Origin of the sequence: Vibrio tapetis subsp. tapetis, assembly GCF_900233005.1 — a bacterium.
Classification (GTDB): domain Bacteria; phylum Pseudomonadota; class Gammaproteobacteria; order Enterobacterales; family Vibrionaceae; genus Vibrio; species Vibrio tapetis.
In genome coordinates, this window is record NZ_LT960612.1 from 282,976 (window position 1) to 303,234 (window position 20,259).

15 protein-coding genes are annotated in these 20,259 nt (G+C 44.2%); 6 read left to right on the forward strand and 9 right to left on the reverse strand.

Annotated elements, in window-relative coordinates; genetic code table 11:
- Nucleotides 1-259: 259 nt before the first annotated feature.
- Entirely contained in the window at nt 260-1,921 is a 1,662-nt protein-coding gene (locus tag VTAP4600_RS18350) for a methyl-accepting chemotaxis protein (protein ID WP_102524246.1), read from the reverse strand.
- Between the two features lie 569 nt (nt 1,922-2,490).
- Between VTAP4600_RS18350 and gltS the strand changes: the two genes are divergently transcribed.
- The 3 genes from gltS (at nt 2,491) to emrD (ending at nt 5,863) form a co-directional block, all read left to right on the forward strand.
- Entirely contained in the window at nt 2,491-3,717 is a 1,227-nt protein-coding gene (gene gltS, locus VTAP4600_RS18355; RefSeq protein ID WP_102524247.1) for a sodium/glutamate symporter, read from the forward strand.
- A gap of 98 nt (nt 3,718-3,815) precedes the next feature.
- Entirely contained in the window at nt 3,816-4,379 is a 564-nt protein-coding gene (locus VTAP4600_RS18360; RefSeq protein WP_102524248.1) for a L,D-transpeptidase family protein, read from the forward strand.
- 284 nt (nt 4,380-4,663) lie between these two features.
- A complete protein-coding gene (emrD, locus tag VTAP4600_RS18365; protein ID WP_102524249.1) occupies nt 4,664-5,863 on the forward strand; it encodes a multidrug efflux MFS transporter EmrD in 1,200 nt (399 codons plus the stop codon).
- A gap of 49 nt (nt 5,864-5,912) precedes the next feature.
- Here emrD and VTAP4600_RS18370 read toward each other — a convergent pair whose 3' ends face one another.
- Together VTAP4600_RS18370 and VTAP4600_RS18375 are read right to left on the reverse strand one after the other, a co-directional pair.
- Nucleotides 5,913-7,295, reverse strand: coding sequence for a hypothetical protein (locus tag VTAP4600_RS18370; RefSeq protein ID WP_102524250.1), 1,383 nt, complete (start codon nt 7,293-7,295; stop codon nt 5,913-5,915).
- Between the two features lies 1 nt (nt 7,296).
- Nucleotides 7,297-8,289, reverse strand: coding sequence for a Gfo/Idh/MocA family protein (locus VTAP4600_RS18375; RefSeq protein ID WP_102524251.1), 993 nt, complete (start codon nt 8,287-8,289; stop codon nt 7,297-7,299).
- A 203-nt stretch (nt 8,290-8,492) separates the two neighbouring features.
- Between VTAP4600_RS18375 and VTAP4600_RS18380 the strand changes: the two genes are divergently transcribed.
- A complete protein-coding gene (locus tag VTAP4600_RS18380; RefSeq protein ID WP_102525442.1) occupies nt 8,493-10,451 on the forward strand; it encodes an acetoacetate--CoA ligase in 1,959 nt (652 codons plus the stop codon).
- Nucleotides 10,452-10,602: 151 nt separating this feature from the next.
- Nucleotides 10,603-11,787: an NnrS family protein gene (locus tag VTAP4600_RS18385; RefSeq protein ID WP_102524252.1), complete on the forward strand. Its 1,185-nt coding sequence runs from the start codon at nt 10,603-10,605 to the stop codon at nt 11,785-11,787.
- 132 nt (nt 11,788-11,919) lie between these two features.
- Here VTAP4600_RS18385 and VTAP4600_RS18390 read toward each other — a convergent pair whose 3' ends face one another.
- Nucleotides 11,920-13,548 carry a methyl-accepting chemotaxis protein gene (locus tag VTAP4600_RS18390; RefSeq protein WP_102524253.1) on the reverse strand — a complete coding sequence of 543 codons (1,629 nt, stop codon included), beginning with the start codon at nt 13,546-13,548 and terminating at the stop codon, nt 11,920-11,922.
- Between the two features lie 471 nt (nt 13,549-14,019).
- Here VTAP4600_RS18390 and VTAP4600_RS18395 point away from each other — a divergent pair, with 471 nt between their 5' ends.
- A complete protein-coding gene (locus VTAP4600_RS18395; RefSeq protein WP_172443175.1) occupies nt 14,020-15,495 on the forward strand; it encodes a sensor domain-containing diguanylate cyclase in 1,476 nt (491 codons plus the stop codon).
- A 136-nt stretch (nt 15,496-15,631) separates the two neighbouring features.
- Here the strand turns inward: VTAP4600_RS18395 and VTAP4600_RS18400 are convergent, their stop codons facing one another.
- From VTAP4600_RS18400 to VTAP4600_RS18420, 5 genes are all read right to left on the reverse strand, one after another.
- Nucleotides 15,632-16,273 carry an OmpA family protein gene (locus VTAP4600_RS18400; protein WP_102524255.1) on the reverse strand — a complete coding sequence of 214 codons (642 nt, stop codon included), beginning with the start codon at nt 16,271-16,273 and terminating at the stop codon, nt 15,632-15,634.
- Between the two features lie 2 nt (nt 16,274-16,275).
- Nucleotides 16,276-17,067 (reverse strand): hypothetical protein, encoded by a 792-nt coding sequence (locus VTAP4600_RS18405; RefSeq protein WP_102524256.1) that lies wholly within the window; start codon nt 17,065-17,067, stop codon nt 16,276-16,278.
- A gap of 138 nt (nt 17,068-17,205) precedes the next feature.
- A complete protein-coding gene (locus VTAP4600_RS18410) occupies nt 17,206-18,066 on the reverse strand; it encodes a type II secretion system F family protein (protein WP_102524257.1) in 861 nt (286 codons plus the stop codon).
- Nucleotides 18,066-18,983, reverse strand: coding sequence for a type II secretion system F family protein (locus VTAP4600_RS18415; RefSeq protein WP_197708689.1), 918 nt, complete (start codon nt 18,981-18,983; stop codon nt 18,066-18,068). Before VTAP4600_RS18415 ends, VTAP4600_RS18410 begins: the two co-directional genes overlap by 1 nt.
- A gap of 4 nt (nt 18,984-18,987) precedes the next feature.
- Nucleotides 18,988-20,256 carry a TadA family conjugal transfer-associated ATPase gene (locus tag VTAP4600_RS18420; protein WP_102524258.1) on the reverse strand — a complete coding sequence of 423 codons (1,269 nt, stop codon included), beginning with the start codon at nt 20,254-20,256 and terminating at the stop codon, nt 18,988-18,990.
- Between the last annotated feature and the right edge of the window lie 3 nt (nt 20,257-20,259).

The window sequence follows — 20,259 nt, forward strand, 5'->3', positions numbered from 1 at the left end:
ACGTTTGTTATTATTTGTGGTTGATTGAATTACTACACGCTTGCTCTCGGGCAATTAGGCGTAATATTCAATTTCTTTCTCTTTAGTCTTGACCATATGTGACGTTTGTCAAACTAATGTCTTATAAAAAATGTGGTTTAAAGGAAAGCATACCCGTTTGGCTCAAAGGAAGCACTCAAGTGCCGTAACAGCACGAAATAAAAAAGCGAGCAATACCCGCTCGCTTTTCCTATTGCCTATCAAGAGAGCCTGACAAATTTTACACTGTAAATCGGCCTACCAGCTCTGATAGTTCGTTTGCTTTACCATTGAGTATTTTACTACCCGAACGATTTTCATTAGCTAATGAGGCTGAACTTGCACTTTGATCTGAAATCACTACGATTCGCTCCGAGATCTCTTGCCCTACGATGCTTTGTTCTTCTGTTGCGGTAGCGATAAGCGCATTCATATCCATGATTACGTGAATTGACTGTTGCACTTGATCAAGCGCTTTACTTGCCGCGTTCGCTTCTTCAACCGTGCTTTGGCTTCTATCTTGGCTTGAGTTCATTGCACTTACTGCTGCATCTGATGCGGCTTTAAGCTGCTCGATCATTTTATGGATCTCACCGGTACTCTCTTGAGTTCGGCTAGCCAGCTTACGAACTTCATCTGCAACCACGGCAAAACCTCGGCCTTGCTCCCCAGCTCGAGCGGCTTCAATCGCTGCGTTCAATGCCAGAAGGTTGGTTTGTTCTGCGATGTCTTGGATCACCTCAAGTGACGAAGATATATTCTTAACGTCTCCTTCGAGATCTGAAATCACACTGTTCGCTTGAGAGATTTCTTCCGCTAACGCTTCTACGGATCTCGCTGCCGATACAACGATGCTATTGGCATTAATCGCATTATCATCTGCGTCTTTTGCAGACTGGGCGGCCTGATTGGCGTTGGCTGAAATATCATGTGCAGTGGTGGTCATTTCGGTCATCGCAGTAGCCACTTGCTCTGTTTCTTCACGTTGACCCGATGCGAGCTTGTCAACTTGAGACGCTCTGCGCGACATATCGTTCGTTTCGCCGACTACCTGAATACTCACATCGGATACGTTCTTAATGATATTTTGTAAGCTTTTAACAAATAGGTTGAAGTTACCGCTTAACGACCCGAATTCTGGCACGCTGAATTTCTCCATTCGCGCAGTTAAGTCGGCATCACCGTTGGCAAATGACTTAATGGACTGTTCGAACACTTCTAGCGGTCTCATTATGCTTCTGTTTACCATAACCGCAACCACAAGAACAAAACCCGCTATAACAAGGCCAATGATCGCTATCTTTATAATCGCGTCATTCACCTTTTTGTCTGCTCTTGCATCCATGGTCGCGACGACGGCATCGATATCATCGGTATAAAAACCGGTACCAATTGCGAGATCCCACTGAGGAAAATAAACAGAGAGCGCTAATTTAGGAAGAGACTCGCTTTGGCCTGGTTTTGGAAAGTAATAGGTACTGAATTCTTTAGTTTTAGCATTATTAATGATGTCTTGGATAAAAGAATTGCCAGCGGTGTCTTTTGAAGTCCAAAAGTTTTCACCAATTCCTTTGTTTTGAGAACCGAGTAAAACACGGTCGCCTTTACTGTTATATCCGAAGAAGTAACCACTTTTACCAAACTTAATGCCCCGTAGCACCTCTAGAGCCTCTTCTAATGAAGCTTGTCTTTTTGTTAACGGGATCAAGGCGGTTTCTGCTATGTCGATGTAAGAACGAAGTTCGGTTTTCTTCATGTCCATCATGGTTGTACGAGCTTCCTGAGTCTGCTCATGACTTAAGTCCAATACCTCGACATAAGTAATGTACATTAAGCTCAGGGCGATAATCAGTAATGGTGCTATTGAGAGCACATAAAGGCGGCTGCGAATTGTTAGATTCATGGTTGTGTCCTTAAAACAATCAGTCATAACGAGCTTAATTAGCCAACCGCTCGAGTCTCAATACCACGACAGAATCTAAGTTCTATTTACCGCGGCAATTATATATATTTTAAAGGCTTATTAACCTCAACTTTAGTGTCGTCTAAACTTTTAGATTGTCAAACAACACACCGGCTAAATGATACCTCACATCCAAATACAACAATCACATAGTCTGAACTAATGCACTTAGTTGTTACCCACAGAACACCTTGCTCAATAATCATCCAGTTGACTCACATTTCTACGTAAACCGAGGCAAAAACCGCGCAAACGTTTTACAGCTCTCACTTTGATGATTTTATTTACTTTTTTTTTTGCCAAACTTAGCTAATGTTTAACTTATGACCGTTCCCCTGACATTGCTCTAACATTGTAGAGCCCAGCAGTTAGTACTCTAGGCGACTGTCTTTCATTTTTGTTAGCATGGATTGCTGCATAAATTGCTAAAAATTAAACATGTTCATTCAATATTTTTATTAGCAAGGTCGGAATAAAGGAGCCGAAAACAGACAAAGAAAAGAGGTTTTATGAACGTTTCATATTCCATTGGCCCGCTAGAATCATTCTTGATCGCTATTAGCGTTCTTTTTATTGGCCACCTAGTTAACGCTAAAATCCCTACATTAAAAAAATACAATATCCCAGAGCCCATCGTCGGTGGTCTTATTGTTGCCATTGCAATCACGGTTTTGCATTTTAACGGCGTTGACCTTGAGTTTTCGTTGCCTTTGCAAAATACGTTTATGTTGATGTTTTTCAGCACCGTTGGTTTAGCGGCCAACTACAAACAGTTAATGAAAGGAGGAGCAAAAGTCTTCCTATTCCTTGCGATAGCGTCTATCTACATCATCATCCAAAATGGTGTTGGCGTTTCATTGGCGACGGCTTTAGGGCTTGATCCTCTTATGGGGTTAATCGCCGGTTCCATAACGCTAAGTGGTGGACACGGTACTGGAGCTGCTTGGTCGCAAACTTTTGCAGAAAACTATGGCATGGCTAACACCCTTGAAATTGCCATGGCTTCCGCTACTTTCGGCTTGATCATTGGCGGTATCATCGGTAGCCCTGTCGCTCAGCGCCTAATTAACAAACATAATATTGAATCGGAGTATGGTTCTGGTAACCACACCCACGAGCGCTTTCCTGAATTGGTTACATATAACGAATTAGAAGAAGACAAGGTCACCGCCAAGAAGGTCATTGAAACACTGTTTGTTTTACTGATCTGTGTGACTGGCGCAAATTATCTGGAGCAGTTTGTCAGCACATTTGAGATCAGCTGGTTACGTATTCCGGACTTTGTTTACGCACTGTTTATTGGTGTTTTCATCACAAACCTAATGGAAGTCACTAAAGCGCATAAGATTGATACTGAAACCGTTGATATTCTAGGCACCGTTTCGTTAGCGCTGTTTTTATCTATGGCATTAATGAGCCTAAAGCTTTGGAATATCTTTGATTTAGCCATTCCGTTTTTGGTTATATTGTCTGTACAGTCGGTTATTTTAGGCTTGTTCTGTTACTTTGTGACCTTTAGAGCAATGGGCAGTAATTATGATGCGGCGGTTATTGCCGGAGGACATTGCGGGTTTGGCTTAGGCGCAACCCCGACCGCAGTGATGAACATGGGTTCTTTGGTTTCTCGCTTTGGGCCATCACCACAAGCCTTTATGGTCGTGCCAATCGTCGGGGCTTTCTTTATTGACATCGTAAACCTGATCATTCTTCAGACTTATATTTCGTTTATCGGTTAGTTTTACGATCAACCCCAAAACGCCGAGCCAGACTCGGCGTTTTTTGTTGCTGTTCCTCTATACTATTTAGTATCGATTTCTTACCTTATTGAACCAAAATGCTGCGCGTTTTTCTCGCTATTCTACAAAGTCTTAACTTACTACCTATCGTGCTCACTAATGGTACGACGCGCCTGAGCAAATTAGCATTACCCTTTTTCATAGGGAGCGCTTTTGTCTTTAGCTCATTAAGCCATGCCGCAGTAGATCTGGTAAAAGTAGACAAATCTAAACGACGCATGTACTTACTGGATAATCAGGTGGTGGTTGCTGAGTTTCAAATAGCGCTTGGCAAGTCACCTAAAGGCCACAAACAGCAAGAGGGAGATCAAAAAACACCAGAAGGACGCTACATCCTAGATTACATCAAAACTGATTCTGCATTTCATTTGTCCATCCACATTAGCTATCCCAATAACTCAGATAAACAACAAGCGAAACAACGAGGCGTTGATCCTGGCGGTATGATTATGATTCATGGCCAAAAAAACTGGCACCCTGACTTTGCCCCTATCGCTCAACAATTCGATTGGACTGACGGTTGCATTGCGATAACCAATGACGAAATGCAACTGTTCGCTGAAATGGTTAAGCTCGGCACTCCCATTGAGATTGAATGGTAGTCATGGCACCTATCGACAATGTCATCAATTTAATTTGTTCACTTTTGATACTATTTTGAAGAAACTACCCCACACCTCTTATTCCTAAAGAAAAATCTCACATAAATACATTAGATAAACTAATCCGATTAATAGAAAACAATCTTGCTGAAACACCCAGTTTTCTATTGCTTGCTATGCGCAATACCACTACTATCTCGCCGTTCCAACACAGTGTGATCTATCACACATTTTTATATCTTTCACTGTTCCCATATTGATAGTGACTTTTCAGGAGTTTCAGCATGTCCGCTTCTGTGCCTTTGGCTCGGTTGACGTTTCTTATCGCCATCTTAGCTGCCGTAGGTCAAATGACTCAAACTATGTACGTACCATCTATTGGTCACATGGCAAATGAGTTTTTGGTCGATCCTAGTGCGCTTCAAGCAGTAATGGCGTGTTACCTGATCCCATATGGCTTATCTCAATTTGTTTATGGCCCGTTATCTGATCGCATTGGCCGTAAGCCTGTCATTATTATTGGCATGAGCATTTATCTTGTTGGTACGGTTGCCGCGTTATTCGCGTGGAATTTTGAACTGTTTCTCCTAGGTAGCTTTGTACAAGGCGTAGGTATTGGATGTGGTGGTGCCATGGCAAGAACCCTGACCCGCGACTGTTTTTCTGGCTCTGACTTGCTCAGAGCCAATAGCCTGATCAGCATGTGTTTGATGTTTTCGCCCTTAGTCGCGCCCGTTTTAGGCGGCTTCTTAACGGAAAGTTTTGGCTGGCGTAGCAGTTATCTATTTTTGGCCTTATTTGGCATTGCAGTGTCACTAACCATGATGACAAGCTTACATGAGACGCTACCAAAAGAGAGACGTAAGAACGAATCCGTAGTCGAAAGCTATCGCTTCGTGCTGAGCAATCGTCAATTCCAAGGTTTTTTGATAACACTGGTCGCCACGTTTGCAGGCGTTGCGGTGTTTGAAGCAGCCGCTGGGGTATTGCTCGGCGGTACGCTTGGCTTACCGGCAACAACCGTGAGCATGCTGTTCATTGTGCCGATTCCTGGCTACTTAGCCGGTGCGGGTATTTCCAGTGTTATTGCCGATAAATGGTCTGAACGTACCTCTTTGCTTGGTGGCCTAATCGCGATTACGCTTGGCTCCGCCATCGTGCTCGTTCCTGGTTTGTTTGACCAAACGACCGTACTGACACTGGTCGGTGGTGCAACCATCTACTTCTTAGGTGCGGGTATTTTGTTCCCGGCGGCAACCACGGGTGCGCTTACGCCTTTTCCCTCTCATGCGGGGACAGCGGGTGCCATTTTGGGCGGTTTTCAAAATTTTGGGGCGGGCTTAGCAACATTGGTTGCATCATTTATGTCGTCAGAAAATCAAATGTCTTTGGGTGCAATCATGCTATTAGCGTCAATCCTAGCCTTCATCGGATTATGGCACTGCGACAAACCGGACTCGGCGCAACAAGCTCCAATCGCTTAAGTCGTAAGAGACAAAACCGCTTCTGCCTCAAGCTTCAAACTATCTTCTGTCACTCAATTGGTGATAGAAGATAGCGAGCTTCCAACTTGTTAAATATCGACTTGCCTATAACATCACTCACCGCTTCGACAAACTCCACAGGAAGCCTTACATCACGACCTTCTTCCGTTTGATTGCTATTCTCGCTTGATCCATCACTTTTCATTTGCAACAACGACACATAGTTATCTAAGCTGCGCTGCTTACGTTGTAAGTGTAAATCTAGATCTAACCAAAACGCAGTCCCTTTCAAATAGAACAAGGGGTAATATTGCATCAAGCCTTGCTTAGACACTTTATCACTTGCCAAATACAACCCTGTACTTGCGACTGGCAGTTTTTCAGATTTTTTTCGCCACACTTGCACCGGATCGGGAAAAGCGTATTCAGTATCCACCAAAGATTTTTGCGCATAATACTCAGCCAAACTTTCACTCAGCCAAATGGGTGAATCTACCGATGAAATAAAGTGAAGTGACTCATGAGCTGATATTTTCAAAAAGTGATTTAACGCGTCGACTTGAAGTTCGCCTTTTTCCAGTGGCACGTTAGTCATAAACACACGGTTACCTGCGGCGCCCCCTATGCTGCCAGCACTTACTTCCCTGCCCAATGCGACCAAGCTCCAAGGTTTCGTTCGGTACGCAGAAAACACACCCATCAAATACCCCATTTGCTCTTCCATTATGGGTAGCCATTGCTGTTGATTCTCGAGTAAAGCAGGGACGTCAGTAAACAAAGCCAGCGGTTGCTTATACAAAGACAACTCATGCTTAGGCATATTGAACGTCATGAATAAAGGCGCTTCGGTTAAGGTAGGAAGGCCTTGGCAATGCGTTGTATCAAAACACACCTTAATCGGTTTAGACGTTTTTAATCTAGGTAGAGAATGCCATTCTGTTAGTAAATACCACGGCTTTTTACGACTTTTGCTGACTGGAAAGTAACTATTAACTTGAGCCGAGGCATCTAGGCCAAGTTCTGGTGCAGTGGTAAATGTGATAGGCCATGAAACTTTATCGCAACTCTGAGTGACCTCATATGGCAAACTATTTGTTTGTGCGCCATTGTGACACGTCAATTCAACCGGATCCGACTCTCCTAGACTGCGAGCAGCAGACCAAAAACTGGTTTCCATGAGTGACGTATCAACCTCAATTAACGCCTGATTGGGGTTATCATCATTAAGGTGGATTTGATAAATAAACTGATTGGGTAATATCGAACCTTCATCTTTGGCTTTAGTACTGTCGGGTAAAGCGATCACCTCTATAGATGAAGAATGGCTCATGTTAGGTGCTGCAACACCGTCAGCGAAAACGGGTTGCGCGCCTAATAAGCTCGCAACCAAAAACGCACACTTTACCGGCCTAAAACCAAGCTCAACGCCCATATTACAAGACCTTACTCGTATCTGCGGGGAAGATCACGCCGGTTTGTTTACGGATTTTAGTAATGACTCTGGCTGTAATCAAAGATCGACCGACGGCAGCCTCATCCATCTCTCCATTCTTGATCTGCAAGGCAAAATGTTCCGCCTCATAGCGCATACTCAACTCATCACTTTCAATGGTCAAATCTTTGGCTGGTTCTGCATTCATATGCAAGGTCACCTGCTTAGCTTCTGAAAGGTGCGCGATAGATAGCGCGCCTTTCTCGCCCTGCACTTCGCTTAAAATACTGGAGTTCGACACTTTGGAATGCGCAATCATCACATCAAACCCGGCATAACTCATTAAAACACTGCCATGACCATCAACCCCTGAAGGCAATAAATCTGCGCTTGCGAAAATACTTGTCGGTTCCCCAAACAGTTCTATTGCGCTTGCAACACAATAGTAGCCAATGTCCATGATTGAACCGTTTGAAAATTCAGGGTTAAACGTATTTGGGTTTTCTCCGTTAAGGTATTTCTGGTATCTCGAAGAATACTGGCAGTAGTTAAAAAGCACTTTTCGTAAAGGCGCTATCTCGCTCAAGCTATTTCTCAATTGACCAAAGTTTGGCAAGTATGGCGTTTTAAATGCTTCAAACAACACCACGTTATTTGCTTGGGCAGTGTTATACATCGCTTCGACCTGGCTCAAGTTTGAACCCAGCGGCTTTTCACATATCACGTGTTTTTTTGCCGTTAATAATGCAATGGACTGTTCACAATGCAGAGAGTTCGGGCTGGCGACATAGACAGCTTGAGTCTTGGTGTCTTGGCAAAAGTCATTGAAATCGTCAAATACCGTTACATCGGCGTTGTATTGTTTGGCAAATTCACGCCCTTTATCAGCCGAACGAGAATAGACACTGACCAGTTCGAACTGGCCACTCGCGAGCGCAGCGCGAATAAAACTGTCGGTGATCCAATTTGTACCAATTATCCCAAGCTTAATCATTTAGCAATCCTATGTATGAAGTCCTTTTCTTTATACACAAAGCGCCACAAAATTGCTGTGATTTTACAAGCCAAAGCCAATATTTTGCTCACAATTGCCCGTCGTTACATTGCAACTAAGGTATTTCACACTATCTTTGATACAAGAAGATAGAAAATATCGCGATGAATGTCGCCACTTCTGTCATAAAGACTGAGAACGTTATGCCTAAAACACAGCCAATGTGGACCCCAAGCGAGCAACGCATCACCAATGCAAACATGACCCTGTTTATTGATCATGTGAATGCCGCCTGCTCGCTCTCCATTCAAAGCTATCAAGATCTACATCAGTGGTCGATAAAGAACCCTGACGTGTTCTGGGGGCTACTTTGGGATTACTTCGATATCGTGGGAACAAAAGGTGAAGAAATTTGCTGTAGCGGCCCGAGCAAGCACGGGGATTTCATTCCACAAAGAGACACGCTATGGTTTCCAAACGCGAACATAAATTACACCGAAAATGTCCTCGCCCACGCTTTTCAAAACCCGAGCCAAACAGCGCTGTTTTTTGAGAATGAACAAGGGCAAGCGCGTCAAATCACTTGGCAAAGGTTGTGCGACAAAGTGTCTGTCACACAACAATGGCTGCGTGATTGTAACGTTGGTGAAGGAGATGTGGTTGCGGGTTACTTGCCGAATATTCCTGAGGCCATCATTGCGATGTTAGCCACCAGCAGCTTAGGCGCGATATGGACAGCAACCTCGCCGGACTTTGGGGTAGACAGCGTTACCGAGCGATTTGGGCAAGTTCAGCCTAAAGTCTTGTTTTGTGTCGATGGCTATAGCTTCCATGGACAAGCCTTTTGCATGAACAGTAAAAACCAACAGGTCGTTGCAAACTTACCCTCAGTGACTCAAGTCTGCCAAATTAACTACTTACACCCAGACAGTGAAAGTACGTTTTCAGAATGGCACCACATGCTGGAAGGATACCAAGCAACGGGCATGCGCTACTGTCGCCAAGGGTTTAATGCTCCATTGGCCATTCTGTATTCGTCTGGCACAACGGGTAAACCTAAGTGCATCACACACAGTGTCGGGGGCACCTTATTAAACCATCTAAAAGAACACCAACTTCACTGCGACATCAAGCCAAACGACCGCGTATTCTATTACACCACCTGCAGTTGGATGATGTGGAACTGGCTGACCTCAGCACTCGCAAGTGGAGCCAGTATTGTTGTTTACGACGGCCATACCACTTACCCGAATACCGATGCATTGTGGCAAATGGTTGAGCGCTTACAAGTGACCTTATTTGGTGCTTCTGCCAAATATTTAGAGGTCATCCAAAAGCTCAATTATGCGCCGAATAAATACCACGATCTAAACTGTTTAAAAACAGTCTGCTCCACAGGTTCAGTGCTACACGCTCATCAATTTGACTACGTTTATCAGTGCATTAATAACGACGTGCATTTGGCCTCTATTTCTGGCGGAACGGATATTTGCGGCTGCTTTGTTCTAGGTAATCCCATATCCCCTGTTTTTAGAGGGGAGATTCAAGGCGCTGCATTAGGGATGGATGTGCAAGTCTTTAACTCTGAAGGCTTGCCTAAAACGCAAGAAATAGGTGAGCTCGTTTGTTGTAATAGTTTTCCGAATCAGCCGATTGGTTTTTGGCTTGATGATGGCGAGCGATACCATAATGCCTACTGGAAAAAATACGATAACACATGGCATCACGGCGATGAGGTTATGCTTACTGAGCATCTCGGAATGGTGTTTTATGGCAGAAGTGATACCACGCTAAACCCAGCAGGCGTTCGTATTGGCACCGCTGAGATCTACCAACAGGTCAATCAATTACCTTTTATTCGTGACGCATTGGCTGTTGGACGATTACTGCAAGGAGACGAACGTGTCGTCCTCTTTATTCAGCTTGAAGACGGCTATCAACTCGATGAGGAATTGGAAAAAGAAATTCGCACGTGTTTAAAGCTAAAGTGCTCTCCACGTCATGTTCCCTCTTATATTTATACCCTATCTGAAATGCCACGCACCAAGTCTGGCAAGTTAGTCGAGCTGGCTGTTAAGCAGATATTGGCCGGGAAAACGATAGAGAATATCGGAGCCATTGCCAACCCTGAAGTACTGGATGAAGTTGCCCTGTATGTTTGATTAATAGGCCCTACCTAGCTGGACTCGGGCAAGATATCTCCCATGGATAAACTCTGCATAAGTGCCGTTCTTAGCTAAAATAAGATTACTATTGGCATTTATTTTTAAAGGTGTATTATAAATGCATCTTTAAAAATCGAGAACAAACCTTATGTTAAACATCACCGATATGAAAGAGGAAAACAAGATCCCACCGCTACTGCGTTTGGGGTTTCGTCCTTTTTTCTTGTTTGGTTCCGTTTACGCCCTAATTGCTATTGTGGTTTGGGTTTATGCCTTTCAAAACGGCCAACCAGATCTGCTCTCTGTTCCTGCCCTATGGTGGCATGTGCATGAAATGTTGTTTGGCTTTGCAATGGCCATTGTTGCCGGGTTTGTTCTAACCGCTGTACAAAACTGGACCGGTATCAACGGCACCAAAAAAGGCATGTTGGCCTTGGTCTTTGGGCTCTGGTTAGCCCCAAGAATCCTGTTTTGGACTCCTGCTCCACTCTGGCTTACGTCCAGTATTGAAGGGTTATTTTTTGCCGTACTCGCCTATGAAATAGGCTCACGTGTCGTCAAGTCGAAAGGCTGGAAGAACTTGTTCTTCGTTCCCCTTTTTATTCTGGCTTTGGTTGCCAACTTTGCGAGTTACGCAACCATTAAAGGGATGCCACCTTTCCCTTCGTCGGCAGTTTGGCAAGCCATGATTTGGTGGTTTATCTTGTTGCTTTCCGTCATGGGTGGCCGCGTCATTCCATTTTTTACTGCTCGTCGCTTCCAGTTCGAAAAGCCGCAGCCCATTGTTTGGTTAGACTACGTCGGTAATTTACCACTTGTGCTGCTGTTCATATTGAGCTTTTTCCCAATGGCTCAAAGTGAGTTATCTCAACCCCTGATGCTCATTGCGGCTATCGCGCATTCTATTCGGATCTATCGATGGAAACCTTGGAAGACCGTCAGTGAACCACTCGTTTGGTCACTGCACCTGGCTTACGCTTGTATTCCATTAACGCTCTGGGTACGTGGCCTAACAGACCAACCATTTATTGAACACAACATGCTCCACTTATTTGCCATTGGCGCGTTGGCGGGCTTAATACTAGCCATGATAAGCCGCGTTACGCTTGGTCATACTGGCCGTAACATTTACGAAGGCCCCAATATGACATTAGCATTCATCGCACTCTTTATCGCAGCCCTACTTCGTAGCATAGGCGTCGCTCTAATGCCCGAACACATGATGCTATTCATTAATATCTCGGCAACCTTATGGGTATTTGCATTCGCGATGTTTGTTGGAAAATATGGATTGATGTTGATGAAACCGAGGGAAGATGGTCGACCGGGGTAAGGGTTTGAGGCGTTAGGCAGAAACTTAAAAAGGCTAAGTGCGAATCCAATCACACTTAGCCTTTTCTTTTAGCTTTCAATACTTCGCTTTTAGTACCTAGCTTTTAGCACTTCGCTCTCAGCACTTCGCCCCCTACAACTTAAAGAACGATAACTGGTGTTTCTGTTGTTCTGCTAAACGCGATAATTCATTACTCGCACTCGCGCTTTGGCTAATGCCCGTTACGTTTTGATTAACAAGCTCAGACATATTGTTGATGTTTCGGTTGATATCTTGAGTCACCTGAGATTGCTGCTCAGCGGCTGTTGCGACTTGAGCATTCATATCATTAATGTCGTTAACAGACTCAGTGATACCAACAACAGAGTCATTTGCTTGGCGACTCAATTCTTCGTTCTGCGCCAGCATTTGAATGCTGGTTTGCATACTTTGGTTAGCAATAAGAGATTTTGATTGTAAAGACTCAATGATAATTTGAATCTCTTTAGTAGAGTCTTGTGTTCTTGCGGCCAGCATACGTACTTCATCTGCAACCACGGCGAAACCACGGCCAGATTCACCAGCACGTGCGGCTTCAATTGCAGCGTTCAATGCAAGTAAGTTGGTTTGGTCAGAAACACCACGAATCACTTCAATGACATCGTTGATCTCATCAGACTGATCTTTAAGCTGAGTTACCACTTCCGCCGCTTCATTCAGCGCAACAGACATTTGTTCATTGGCGTCACCGGCTTGAGCAAATACTTCTAGGCTTGCTTTTGCTAGCTCATCCGCTTGTTTTGCTGTTGAATCTGCAGCCGTTGCGTTATCAGAAACGTTGTCTGCTGTGCTTGCTAATTCCGTTACCGCTGAAGCCACTTGATCAAGCTCGTTGCGTTCTTGGTGTGCGTTCGCTTCTGATTGCGTCATCACTGCCGCAAGTTCTGTTGACGCTGACGCCACTTCTTCACTGATGCGAGCCAATGCTTCAACCGTTTCATGCAATTGAACAACGGTCTGGTTTACATCCGCGCTGAGTTTGGCAATTTCATTTTCGCCGTCTTGATCTGCTCTCACGGTTAAATGACCTTCCGCCAGTTTACGCATAACGCCTTGAAGCTTAACGATAGGAGAAACGATTAGACCCGATAACCACCAAGCCACGACAAGCGAAATAACAAACACGGTCAGTACTAAGTAGCTCGCCGTTTGTTTCACTTGCTCATTTCGTGCAATGCTGTCATCTAAATCGCGCATTGAGTACTGGTTAACATCACGAGAAAGTGTGTTGATAGACTCAACCATTTCGTTACCAACAGCACGGTAGCCTGCAATAAAGGCATCAAATTCTGATTGTGTGACCTGATTGCTGTCATGACGTTCAAACATAGTCAGAGCGCGTTTAGAATAATCAACGTACGCTTGAATTGACTGTTTAACATGAGTCACTTCACTTCGAAAGTCAGGGTTAGTCACAAGTTTGCTTAACGAATTATCAACCATACTTGGGATCGTCGTTAGCTTGTTGCTGAACGTTGTTCGGCGAGCGCTATCATAAATGGCGTAAACCGCGTCAATTCGCAAAGGATAAATTTCGTCATCTAAACCGGCTAAGGCATCTTTGTATTCAACAAGCGCATGGGTATTATCAGCCATGTCTTGTTGTTCGATCTCTAGGTTCGTTTTTGTCACCAACAGAGCACAAAAAAGTGAAATGACAAGAAGTAACACAGGAATTAGAACTTGAACTTTAATAGATATATTTTTCAACGAAAATTGCATAAATGCCTCATACAGTAATTAAACTGCGTCCATGCCGGAATGTGATCTAGGGCACAGAATATAAACTCTAATTACATAGATGTCCATGATGAGTTGTTATTTTCCAATAAAGATCAGTCATTTAATGCGACATTAATTTGCCCCTCAGTCAATCAGTTGGCGAAACTTCCCATATCTATACGATTAAGACTGAATATATAAATGTATGAATACTTGTGTGCTTTGTAGCAACATTGTTAGTAATTAAATAAATGGTTCAAATTATTTGCCATCCATTTGTTTGCATTCATTCGGGATCACATTCTATATATGAAATTCTGCTACTATTTAAAGGCTCAGAATCGGCTATTTAGTTAAATGGCTACACAGTAATACAACATACGGTACTTAATGAACATATCTCACTTCAGCTTACGGCAGCTTTCAGTGGTTATTTCGACAACCATTTGCCTACTTTTTGTCGGTGGATATATGCTTATAAAATACACTTGGTCTCATGACCGAGCGGTAGTAGAAGCGATCCAATTACAAGATTTAGAAGTCGAGCGGGTCAAAGCCGCAATCAATATTGAAAAACAAGATCTAGGCTCTACTCTCAGCGATTATGCATCATGGGATGAACTGCGTACTATCGCCATCTCAAAAGATCCTCAGCAATTAACTCGAGTAATTAACGATTACGTGTTTAAGAGTAAAATGCTCGATGGTGTCTTTGTATTTGATGGTGATGTGCAACTTCTATGGGGGATGCGTTACGACCATAACACCGAACAACCAACTCAATTTGGCACAATAAAGTACAAGTTTGGCTCTTTGCTAGCAGAGACTCTTCGCTCTGATACTGATAAGTTTGAACCTTTTGTTAGGCTGCTGGTAATCGATGATTCTCCTCACTTACTGGCCACCAGCCGAATTTGTAACAACCACGGCACCTCGTGTGAAAACGGCTTTTTGATGTTTATTAAGAAAGTCAGAGCACCCCTTATCAACCAAATTGAAGGCTCTACTGGGCTAGACATCAAGTTTGATGTTATGCCACAAGAAGCCGCCAAAAAACTGGTTAAACACGACAATCACTCCCACATTATTAAAAATGACCGTCAATACCCGTTGTCGGTGGTTGTCGAAGTTTCTCATTCAATCAAAATCCCTAGCTTTTTACGCTGGGACGAAATCTCGGCTTTAGCTTGCTTCTCGTTGCTCATGCTGGCATTTAATCTGTTTGCTGCATCAACATTTGTAAGCCCTTTTAGGCGTGCTCAAATTGGATTAAAACGATTTAGAAAAACGGGAGTTCTACCGCCCGACGATCAATTCATGTCTTACGAAATGCAAGATTTTGCTCGAAACATGAAGCAACTGATTATTGAATTAGAAGAAAACCGCAAAGAACTCGCTTGGCAGTCAGCCCATGATCCACTCACCAGTGTTGCAAACCGTCGTGAACTTGAGCGTGTCATTAAGGAGCAGATAAAGGTTAAACGAGCACCGAATATGCTGGTATTGCTGGTAGACATTGACCACTTCAAGCTCTATAACGACAATTACAGCCACCTTGATGGTGACAAAGTCATTAGGAAAGTTGCCCAAGCACTTGATGCCGTCGACTTTGTTGGAGAAGCCTGTGTTGCCAGAATTGGCGGTGAGGAATTCAGCGTCTGTTTATTCAGCGCAGAGCCCATCGATGCAACAAAACAAGCCAAACGATTAATGGCCGCCATTGAACAGTTACAGATCCCTCATGAGCATTCGCCGACCAAATCGACAATGACGATAAGCGTTGGAGCAGCCGGCACCACCAACCCAACATTGGATAGCTACATGATGATGTTCCAAGGTGCCGATAGAGCCTTGTACCAATCGAAAACGCGCGGTCGCAACCGATACACCATTCACAACGAACAAGAACGCTCCGAAAAAGAGCCAACGACTGAAACATCGCCTTAAATTACACCATAGAAGCAAAAAAACCTTAGGTCAACCACTGATGGGATTGACCTAAGGTTCTATATCTTCCATTTACTTCTCTTTAGCCAGCTCCTACCCGAGGCCTTGCGCCCCGAGCCTTAAGCCTTCTTTAGCTTTAAATCTTAATTTCTACACGGCGGTTCTTTTCGCGCCCTTGTTGCGTTGCGTTGTCAGACACTGGCTGGCTTTCACCTTTACTCATGGCTTGCATGGTATTTGGGTTAATGCCTTTAGCGATTAGGTACTTTTCAACTTCTTGGCTACGACGAAGACCCAATGCTAAGTTGTATTCTTTACTGCCCATGGCATCCGTATGGCCTTCTAGCGTTACCATGTTTGGGCTGTTTTTCAACTGTTCTGCAATGTGGTCTAAAATGCGTACTGATGTTTCACTTAGCTGAGAACGGTCAAAATGAAAGAAGACACGAGCCAAAATAGGTTCACCTTTGTAGGTGACTTTGGCTTTACTGCTACTTACCTTAAGCACGCTACGATGCTGAAGATATGCCAAGCAATCGTCAGAAATGCTGTTATTCGCCACAAGCAACGGAGCAAAACGAGAGAGGTCCATGTCTTTTGCCTCTTGCCCTGAAACCAAACGGCCATTGCGATGATTGGCAATCACAACGGGGGTGTCCATCGTCACGGTCAACTCTTGGTTAAAAGCCGTGGTTTCACACATCTGTTGCAATAATGTTTGCTCTGCGAAAGCTTGAGTTGAAAGCGTAATAAGCACGCCAAGTAGCCACTGTTTCATTGTTATACCTCTTCGATTGTCATCGACGGTTGCGAAAGAACCTCCGATGTAAATGATTCGCCCGAAGGCAATAAAGTCGGTTCTTGCAAGCGATTAAGGTCATCCTTCAATTGAACAAACACTCGCAGCGCCTTCTCTTCGTCCATTTCTTGCAAAAGCATTTGCTTGACGACCGACTCTTGATTAGATCGCATTAAGCTCACGATCAAGTTAGCTTTAATGGTTGGATCTGAGCTGCGCTTTTTATACAGAGGCATTAAACGTTCTGCAGCTTCCTGATACTTGCCTTCCATCATCTCGGTCATCGCCAAGTTATTTTTGATCGCATCTTCGTCTTGAAACCCCAAGCGCGCCTCGAAAAAATACTGTTTCGCGAGCTTATATTCCCCTTCAATTGATAGGATGATCCCATACAAGTTTTTGACCTGAAAAGCATCTTTACCTACCGCTAAACTGTAATCGATAAAGTACTTTGCGTTTTCATAGTCTTCGTTGGAATAGGCAATGTTGGCACGAGTTAGCCAGCAACCATCTTGCACACTGCACGCTTCATCTGGAATTTGATCGATGTAATAGCTGGCGGCTTCTACATCCCCAGCCCGAAAATACACCTGAGATAACTTGACCGATGCTTCATGATCTTTTGGGTTCTTTTGCAAACGTTCACGGTAGTTTTCTTGTAATCCTTGGTAATTCTCCGTGATTTCCATTCTTTTTTCGTCGCTAATGGTACTTTGCGGCGTTGCGCTACAGCCCGCTAACATCATCAGCAGCAATATTGGAATTAGTCTCATTGTTTTTCCTAACGGCATATCATGCATTACCGTTCGTCTTCATGACGTTTCTGTAATGCGTATTTAGTACATGCTTGGTTATTAATTACTTCGTTAATGCATCCGCCATTAACACATGGTCTGCCAATTTTTCGGCCGCTATTGCATCAGCCTCATGACGCCCGGTGCAATAATCAAAATAACGATGGGCATCATGATAAAAATAATCAAAGGCACACTCATTTTTGCCGAAAGGGAACCAATCTTTTCTTCCGTTTCCAGCATCTGAACTTCGCGGATGTCTTTCGACAAGGTAATCAACACCTGATAAATAGAGCTACCGTGTTGTAGGCTTTGCAATAAAGTAAAAGTAAAGCTGCGCACTTCTTGAGTATTAATACGAACCGCTAGCTCAGTTAAGGCGCTTTCTAGCCCTGTTAACCTCGCCCGCTCTGCGGTTTTCTTGATGTGGAACGCCAGATCTTTATCAAACCCTTCCAGTTCATCGGCCAAATACGCTAATGCAGATTCTAACGTCATACCGGTTTGAACACAGACCGCCATTAAATCAATTAAGTAAGGCAGTTCGCGACCAACACTGCGTTCGACACTTTTCTTTTTAGACGCCAACACCATGTCTGGTACCACAATCACAGCGACTAAAATACCAAAAACAGGAATCAGCACATCTTCCAGAACCCAACTGTCGGTAAATACCATGAATCCGGCAATGCCGAAGGAGAGCAAAATGATGCCGAATTTGACGGGCAGGTAATACAGCGCCAAACCTCGGTTATAAATGCCAGCCTGTTCCAACTTTTGCTCAAATTCTTGCTTGTTTTCTGCACTGATCTTGGTCATTGCAATGCGAAACTTCTTTCGAGCTTCCGTCTCGACTTCTTCACTTTGAAGTAACTTATGCATTCGAGTACGTTGCTTCGCTTGAGACGAATTACGCAGCGTGGAATACACAACAATACTGAGCAAAAAGGTAATAATAGAAACGATCATCGAAGACATTAGCGAATACCTCGAATTAGGAACCAAATAATCGCCATGCCGATGGTTTCACTACCGATCAGGTAATACAAAATCATACGGCCGCCTTCATCATGAATCACGAAATCAAAGTTCTCTGGGCTCATGTATTTCATGCCAAACAAGAAGAGAAAGGGAATTGCCCCTACTATTTTGGCGGAAAGACGCGCTTCAGAGGTCATGGCATTGGTTTTCTTTTCCACCGACCGAGCATCAAACAACACACGGTTTAGCCGAGCCATGATCTCTTTGAGCTGACCACCCCGGCTCATGTTGGCGCGCAGTGTAATGATGAAAAAGCGATAACTTTTATAGGGGCAGTTCTGGCAAGAACGTTTAAAAATTTCGTCTGGAGACTCACCAATTTGTAGGCGTTGCCCCATCCATTTAAATTCTTTACCTACTTCGCTATCTAATTTATCACCCACAAACTGAATCGCTTGCATCACACTCTCACCTGAACCTACCGCACTGGTCATCAAGTTGATGGCGTCAGGAAACGAGGCTTCGAATCGCTTCTTACGACGAGCAATCAAAAAACGAATCAGCAAAAATGTTGCAACAAATGGGGTTGCCGCCAATGTCGCCATACCAGATACAAAGCCGAGGGCAAGATACACACCAACCACATAGCTCATGACGAAGCTAATCAATGTGATACCCACGATGGCTTGCATCAACCCTTTTTTACCCAACTGCTTAGCGACGGCTTTCAATTTGATCAACAACTTATCTTTTACACTGTCACCTTTTAATGATGACAAGTTGACTAAATCGATGTCGTCTTCGGCAAGTGAGTGCTTGTCTTTTATGATCATGTTTACTTTTTGCTTTTTCAGCATGCGGCTGTAATAAAACGCCACGGCTCCAATCAGCAAAATAGAAAGATATAATTGCATTGCCCTACCTAAACGCCGCCATCAGCTCTTCATACAAGCCAAAGAAACGGGCTTTTTTCGCTAACTCTGAACGCTGCATTAAGCCTGGCGTCATAAAGCGGCCGGAGATCTTCTCCCCTTCGCCTTGGCGCTCGTCCGCTTCGAAACGGAAGATCTCTTCCATCACCACGTTTTCGCCTTCCAAGCCTACAACTTCAGAAATAGACGTGACTTTACGAGTGCCGTCGTGTAAACGGTTGGCTTGAATCACAATATTCACGGCGCTCACAATAGTGCGGCGAATGGCTTCAAGCGGTAAGCTCAAGTTGGCCATCATGATCATACTTTCTACACGAGCCAACTCATCACGGGGGGTGTTGGCGTGCAAGGTAGACATAGAACCATCGTGGCCTGTGTTCATCGCTTGCAACATTTCAAACGCTTCAGAGCCACGACACTCACCAATAATTATGCGATCCGGCCTCATACGAAGGGCGTTAATCACCAAATCGCGCTGCGAGATAGTGCCTGTGCCTTCTGTACCGGCGACGCGAGTTTCCAAGCGCAAAACATGAGGTTGTTGTAGCTTCAGTTCCGCGGCATCTTCAATGGTCAAAACACGTTCTTTTTCAGAAATGTATTGAGACAAGCCATTTAACAACGTCGTTTTACCTGAACCCGTACCGCCTGAAATCAAAATGTTGCAACGACAGCGCGACGCAATCATCAACACTTTTGCCATTTGCGGGCTCAGTGCGCCAAATTCAACCAACTCTGGTAAACCAATGCTTTGCTTTTTGAATTTACGGATTGAGATAGCCGTACCATCAATACTGATTGGGCTGATCACCGCATTCACACGGCTACCATCGGGCAAGCGGGCATCCGCCATTGGGGTCGATTCATCAATACGGCGGCCAACGCGAGAAACAATGCGCTGGGCAATTTGGCGAAGTTGGTTGTCGTCCACAAAACTGATGTCGGTTTTTTCAACCATGCCATGGCGCTCAACAAATATATTGTCTGGGCCGTTGACCATGATATCGGTAATGTCTTCGTCATCCATTAGTGGCTGTAAGGGCCCTAAGCCTGTGAGTTCGTCTATTAAATTGGTGACAAACTGACGACGCATGATCGCAGGAATAGGCTGTTCCATTTGCTCAACCAACATATCAACACCGTTGGTTAATTGAGTGCGAAGCTGCTCCTTGTTCGCATTTTCGACCGCTGAGGTATCAAGGGCTTCATAGATTCGGCTACGAATGTCTAGATATAGGGATTTGGCAGCACTCATTTA